Raw genomic sequence first — 5,552 nt, 5'->3', positions numbered from 1 at the left:
CCTCAGCTTGTGAGCCGTTGATATCCATCTCGTTATGCCCCTTTGGGTGGGAACTTCGCTTGAACCCTAGCTGATCGGAAGGTTACGGAACCTTCACTCCTTTGAGCGCCTTCTTCGGTCGCCCAGAAGTTGTGATTATGTCCCCAGTCTTTTCCGATACAGGCAATCGGAATCTGAAAATTGCTCAACAATTGGCTAACTGGGCTGATCTCGACGGTACGGGTGAAACCTTTGACTCCAGCACCGGCTTTACCTTGCCCAATGGAGCGATCCGCTCTCCAGATGCCTGTTGGATTAAACTGGAGAGCTGGAATGCCTTAACCGAGGAACAGAAAGCTTCCTTTGCCCCCATTTGCCCCGACTTTGTGATCGAGTTACGTTCCGCCAGCGATACACTCAGTGGCTTGCAAGACAACATGCAAGAATACCTTGACAATGGCACATCACTTGGTTGGTTAATCGACCGCCAAAACCGGAAAATTTACATTTATCGTCGTGATCACAAACCAGAGATTTTGGACAATCCTGAAACCGTTAGCGGTGCTCCGGAACTGGCGGGGTTTGTGCTAAAAATGAGCAAGATTTGGTGAAAGCAATTGTCAGCTATCAGCTATCAGCTTAAGCGCTACGCGCACGCTACGCGAACAGCTATCAGCTATCAGCCATTAGCTATCAGCCATCAGCTATCAGTTATCAGCTATCAGCCATTAGCTATCAGCCATTAGCTATCAGCTATCAGCTATCAGCTATCAGTTATCAGCCATCAGCTATCAGCTATCAGCTATCAGCCATTAGCTATCAGCTATCAGCCATTAGCTATCAGTTATCAGCTATCAGCTATCAGCTATCAGCTTATGGGCTATGGACAGGCTACTTGAGGTGCTTATGGGCATAGGGTAAGCAAAGGGAAGAGCTTTTGAATAAGCGATGCAGAGGTGCGACCCGTGGCGAATTTAATTACGGGTCAAGGGCACCATTACGGTCTTGGGGAGCCAGTGCGGTCTTGGGGGTTCCCCCCATGAGCAACTGGCGTGGTTTCCCCCACTCGCGCTTTGCATCAAGACAACAGGTAAGCATTAGTTTAATCTGAGTTATGGAAAGCACCTCAAGCAGCGTGAGCCTTTGGCTGACCGCTGACCGCTGACCACTGACGGCTGACGGCTGACGGCTGACCGCTGACCGCTGACCGCTGAATGCTTACCTATTAAATTCTCCCAAATGAGGTTTATTTTAAGCTGACGGCTGACCGCTGACCGCTGACCGCTGACGGCTGAATGCTGACCGCTGACCGCTGACCGCTGACCGCTGACCCATCATTGACCTAAATTATCGCTTAGTTGAGATTGATTACTAGGTTCGGTATTATTGGATGGCTTTAATACCAGCCAACCCAGAATAGCCGCGACTAATACCCCAACTACCCCAATAATCCACCATTTCAGTGCTTTGTTCCCTGAAGAATTATTAGTAATATCATTAACCACAGGATTTGCCACTGTAGTAGTTTTTGTAGTAGTTGTAGCTCCTAAATCAGAGTTATTTTCTAGGGCTTGAATCACTGCCTGGGAGAGGGCAGTTAACCCCACCGGTTCAGTAAAGTAAACCATGTGATCGCAGCCGATTTCCTGGATTTGCGGTTGTGGAGTCCGGTCTGAACCTACGCTTTTTATACTTTGTACTGTAACAGCGATATCATTGGGTTGCTCAAAGAAAGCCATAGCTACAGCTTTATCAAATAACTTCTGCATTAGTCGTTGCAAGGGACTAGAAGTTTGATTGGCTTCTGCTTTCAGGGCGGCAGGAATAATAGATGTATTACCAGCAATAATTGAGTAAGGTACTTTGGGGTCGGGACTTGCTGCTAATTGTTCCAAGAACTCAGAACCGGGATGCATCTGGTCTAGGGAAATATCAATAGTTTCAATCTCATCAACAAACCGGTTAATAGCCTTAAGCAAAATCCCCATCACTGGTACTGGCCAAGTAAATTCTGACAGCCCATTTAAACCGATACTTAAGGTAGCTAATGCCCAATCTTCAACCGTAGACCAAGGGGAACCAGCATTGGGTGTACCTAGTATAATTAAATGCCCAACCACCTGATTACCTCCTTCTCGTTCAATAAACCAACGAGAAACCAACCCTCCCATGGAGTAGGCGACAATGTGAAAAATTTTACCGTGGTTCTCCCCTAACCCTACAGCTTGTAGTCTCTGCTTCAGCAATTTAGCATTCTCTACAATTGAGGTATTTATATTCTCATAATCATAGCTGAGTACCAGGTCATACAATTCGGCCAGGGGTTTTTGTGTTCCATCTACCTCAACCTGGGCGGAGCGAAGGCTGGGCAGCAAGCTCTCGGTATCACCAATAATACCGTGTATGTAAAGGACTATGCGTTGAGCTTGGGCAACCCGCGACTTGACTTGTTCAACATCTCTTGTATAGTTGACCACTCCAGACGCAGTGACATCCGCTGCTGCCAAGATTGGGTAATTAAACTCTAGCCCCAGTTTTTGAGACACTACTTTTTGGAAGAAAATTCGGATCGAACCCCCCAAGCTGCGGCTACCTTCACTAATTGGTTCTGTTAACCGTTCCAGTAAAATCTCCGTTTTGCCCTCCGGGGTAGACCGAGCCCGTCCCAAAGGCAAGAAAAACTCCCCATCGTAGCTAATGGGTAACAGTTGTTCATCAGAAGCAAGGGGTCGATCAACAATAACTTTCAGGGGATTTTTGGCTGTAACCGCTGACGGATTTTCTACCTCAGTTAATTCCAGCGCGCTTAAACCAGGATCCGTTCCCCGACTGCTAGTAAACTCAAAGGACTCAATGCCCGGATCGTCCTCCCGCAGTATCGGTGGTAACATATGATTACCTAAATCCCTGGTTGATTGGGTGACAGTAGTTAGACGTGCCTTTGCTCTAAATTCGGAATGGGCGTATAGGGTGGAACCTACTCCCAGAAAGACAGACTCGTCCCCTGTGGGAATAGGAGTACTGTGTAGAGGACGCACGGTAGTAATGCTAATTTGGCTAGTTAACCAGTCATCATAGATTTCGTCTTCTTCTGGTCTGCTGCGGAGGTCACGAGCTGGAATCCTTTGCATTAGGCGGTTCAGGGTACCATTACCGCAACGGGGTGTAGGCAAAAGACGTGGTGGTAGGTCAAGTTCTGGTTGTTGGAGCAAAGTGGCATCAAATTCGGTCGAACAGATAATCAGTTTGAGAATATCTTTAACTTCCGTAATCCCCGCTTTTTGCCATAGTTGTTTGGGGACTTCAGGATAAATTGGATTGCCGCGATTAACCCAGGCTTCATCTCCCTCTTGCCCCCTTGGTTCCAGCCAAATTCCGCCCCCATCTAACAACTCAGCTGAGACGGCGTAACGGTCGGTTAAATCGAGCAGGGCGCAATAAAGCGGCTCATTACTGGTGTTTTTGAGCTTAATTTTGAATCTGGGCGATCGCCACCTGCCATTTTCCTGTTGATATTCCAGGCGAATTTGAGGATCTAGCAAAGGTTGCCCATCCTGCTGGTAAATCAGCATTTGCACGGCATCGGGGCGAATGCGGCTGGTAGCTGGGCTGGCCAGTTCAGTGATATTCAGCCAACGGGTGATATGTTCTAATCGCTTAATCGCCTGCAAGGCAGTGGCATCGGTGTAACCGGAAATGGCAGCCACTAGAGGACGGTCATCCGCTGGTCGTGTAATTAAATAGTTACCGTCACGAGCCAGTAATTTCAACTCTGCAGCTTCAGGGGTTGCCACTTCCCGAACATACAGGGAGGGCTGATTGTGACCAGTGTTGAGCAGGGTGGTACGGGCTAATTCTACACCAGCTGGTTCTCCTGACAATAAAACCCCTTTCGGTGGCAGGGGCAAACTGGTAATGACTGCTTTCCAGGTCATTTCGGGATTTAAATCCCCAATACCACTAATTTGAACTTTACTCAGCTGCGGCATTACTTCCACAATTTTTGCCTCACCTACTGCCGTTGAGAGTTCACGTAGTTGCTCTGTAGGGGTGTCAAAGGGAAATAATGCCAGTATTGTGGTGTCATTCCCAACAGGTTGAGAAATGCCGTGAACCGCACCACCATCAATCACCCAGTCGTGGTTTTTGTCATAGAAGACAGTAAAGTAGGGTGTACGGTTAGCGATCGCACCGCCCAGAAAAGGTTGGTCTAAATCACTCAACTCCGTAGCTTCGATTTGGGGAGATTGGGCGGTGATCTTACTGCGGACTAGGGCATTGACACGCTTGAATAAATCCCGATAAGTCAGGCTACCATTGGCTTTCTTCAAGGTATCCAGCAAAAAGTAAGAAAACGCACCTCTTGGTTGGCCATTGCTGTTGAATTCTTTCGCCGTCTCACTATCTCGACAAGCGGCTAGGACGATATGTTTTCCTGTGGGGAAACTCCAAGCACTAGGATTTTTTTCTGGGCTGAGGGCAGCTGATAATTTGTCAGTTTCACTCAAGGAGAAAATAAAACTCTCCAAGGGTCGCTGGCGTTTGTCGGTGGAAGTTTTACGAACTGCTGTTTCTGCTTCTAGTCCGCCACGGGTGCCAGCACCAGAGTGACAGCAGTCTAAAATAATAACAGTGTGGGGGTTTTTCTCGTCTACCTCAGAAATTAGCTTGGCTAACTCCTTATCCGCCAAGTCCCAACCTCCCTCAGTGCGACTGTCATAACAGACTAATGTTTCATCCAATCGTTCCGGCTCTATTGCCCAAAACTCTTGTGGAGCTTGCTCTTGAGAACCATGTCCCGCATAGTAAAAGAAAGCAACATCTTCAGCGCTAGCTTGACACAAATGCTGCCGAAAACCATCAACAACTGCCTGACGGGTAGCATCTCGATTCAAGAGTGTGCGGATGTGAAGTTTATCTCCATCTACAGCGACCCGCCCTTGCAAATATTCCTGTATTCCTAGGATGTCATTAACACAGCCATTCAAAGAAGGAACAGGACTGGGATATTCATCAATAGCTACCAGCAGCGCATATATATTGTAGGTCATGGCATTCTCTTAATACTTATTGAAGGAGTTCCAGTTTTGTTAATTCCTGATTGAGATCCCCCTAAATCCCCCTTAATAAGGGGGACTTTTTCATCTAATTCCGTGCTTAATAAGGGGGACTTTTTGCTCTAATTTCCTCCTTCATCAGTAGCACTTTTTGCTCTAATTTCCTCCTTCATCAGTAGCACTTTTTTATCTAATTCTATCCTTCATCAGCAGCACTTTTTTATCTAATTTCCTCCTTAGTTAAGGGGGGTTAGGGGGGGAGCAGGTCAAAGTTGCAGAACAAAAGTACTATGTACCATTAGAGCAAGCTTAAACCCATGAGGGGGCTATAGATAATGTACAAATATTCGGCATTTGTGACATGCTCCCCTGATGACCTATTACCCATTACCTATTACCCATTACCTATTACCCATTACCTATTACCCATTACCTATTACCCATTACCTATTACCCAGATAAGCGTACAAATGTTCTGCATAAGTGACATGCTCCCGGTTAGGGGGGATCTATGTA

General features: G+C 47.0%; 4 protein-coding genes and 1 pseudogene. 4 read left to right on the top strand and 1 reads right to left on the bottom strand.

The window, feature by feature from the left end; translation table 11 throughout:
* The first annotated feature begins 101 nt into the window (after window positions 1-101).
* From F6K38_RS34215 to F6K38_RS44530, 3 genes are read left to right on the top strand one after another with little or no spacing between them, the layout of a single operon-like run.
* Window positions 102-590 (top strand): Uma2 family endonuclease, encoded by a 489-nt coding sequence (locus tag F6K38_RS34215; protein WP_044495090.1) that lies wholly within the window; start codon window positions 102-104, stop codon window positions 588-590.
* Between the two features lie 6 nt (window positions 591-596).
* Complete coding sequence (locus F6K38_RS34210; protein WP_287359540.1) at window positions 597-725, top strand: hypothetical protein; 129 nt, start codon at window positions 597-599, stop codon at window positions 723-725.
* A complete protein-coding gene (locus F6K38_RS44530) occupies window positions 686-895 on the top strand; it encodes a hypothetical protein (RefSeq protein WP_071986956.1) in 210 nt (69 codons plus the stop codon). The genes F6K38_RS34210 and F6K38_RS44530 overlap by 40 nt, the downstream gene beginning before the upstream one ends.
* Before the next feature lie 418 nt (window positions 896-1,313).
* Here F6K38_RS44530 and F6K38_RS34205 read toward each other — a convergent pair whose 3' ends face one another.
* Window positions 1,314-5,030: a DUF7379 domain-containing protein gene (locus F6K38_RS34205; protein WP_287359538.1), complete on the bottom strand. Its 3,717-nt coding sequence runs from the start codon at window positions 5,028-5,030 to the stop codon at window positions 1,314-1,316.
* A 341-nt stretch (window positions 5,031-5,371) separates the two neighbouring features.
* Here F6K38_RS34205 and F6K38_RS34200 point away from each other — a divergent pair.
* A pseudogene (locus tag F6K38_RS34200) lies at window positions 5,372-5,552 on the top strand (hypothetical protein); the annotation flags it as partial.

The sequence above is a fragment of the Moorena sp. SIO3B2 genome, from assembly GCF_010692525.1.
Taxonomy (GTDB): domain Bacteria; phylum Cyanobacteriota; class Cyanobacteriia; order Cyanobacteriales; family Coleofasciculaceae; genus Moorena; species Moorena producens.
This window is presented reverse-complemented; position numbering and strand designations above follow the sequence as displayed.